Source organism: Shigella sp. FC1967, from assembly GCF_001743005.1.
GTDB lineage: Bacteria > Pseudomonadota > Gammaproteobacteria > Enterobacterales > Enterobacteriaceae > Proteus.
The window spans coordinates 1-933 of the sequence record NZ_MIIZ01001089.1; the positions used below are offsets into that span (position 1 = coordinate 1).

The 933-nt window shown below is 33.3% G+C and carries 1 protein-coding gene; it reads left to right on the forward strand.

Going from position 1 to position 933, the window contains the following annotated elements; translation table 11 throughout:
- Nucleotides 1-344: 344 nt before the first annotated feature.
- On the forward strand, nt 345-728 hold the full coding sequence (locus BHE89_RS18705; protein ID WP_069368025.1) for a YkgJ family cysteine cluster protein: 384 nt from the start codon (nt 345-347) through the stop codon (nt 726-728).
- Nucleotides 729-933 lie beyond the last annotated feature (205 nt).

Below are 933 nucleotides of genomic sequence, written 5' to 3' on the forward strand. Positions count from 1 at the left end.
TATCGCCTTATCAAAATTGATAAGGCTTTTTTTATTTAAATCCGAATCTTTTGATTACTTTTAATACTATTTATAGTGTGGTTTTTACAAACGTTCAAATAACACCATTGTTTATCATTAAGTGATATAGTCTACCCATATGATTTTTACAAAATAATAACCTATTTTTTTAATAAAAATATTCCATGTATAAAAACATTTATCTTAAAAATATTTTTCATTTAGCGCATAATGACTACTCTAAGAGAAGCATCGTTTCTCTGTCTTTTTTTGCCTCTCTTAAACTGCCGCACCTGTAAAAGGTGCATTTTATCACTTTAACGTCAGATAAAATGGTATCTGGTATGAGCAAACATTCTAACGATTTTATTTATATGCAGGATAATCCCTGTATGCATTGTGGTGCTTGTTGCGCCTATTTTAGAGTTTCGTTCTATTGGGCAGAAATGGTAAGTGGTGGCGGTGTGGTTCCTGATGAATTAACAGAACCATTAACACCTTTTCTCTCTTGCATGAAAGGAACGAATTCTAAGAAACCACGTTGTGACAAACTGGTCGGTGAAGTTGGAGAGTGTGTAAGCTGTTCTATCTATGAACAACGTCCCTCTCCTTGTCGTGAGTTTCAACAATCTTGGGTAAATGGTGTCCCTAATGAAGCTTGTGATCGTGCGAGAGCGGCTTATGGTTTACCTCCATTAACTCATGTCACCTTACCTCACACCGCGTAAAACATCAGAGGGGTTAAGCCCCTCCTGATTATTGAGTTTCCTCCAACCTGTTTTTATTAAAAATAAAATAACAGCAAAAAAAAATCATTATTAAATAATATGTTAGTTTGACTTTATTTTTAAATAACCTAGTATATAAGGTAATGAATTAATAACGTGTATTTAGTGAGGTTTTTATTTAAAAATAGCAACAAACTTGGATGGG

Bases quoted from the DNA above. Each gene is read 5' to 3' on its own strand.
- BHE89_RS18705 (WP_069368025.1), top strand. From the start codon at position 345: ATGAGCAAACATTCTAACGATTTTATTTATATGCAGGATAATCCCTGT.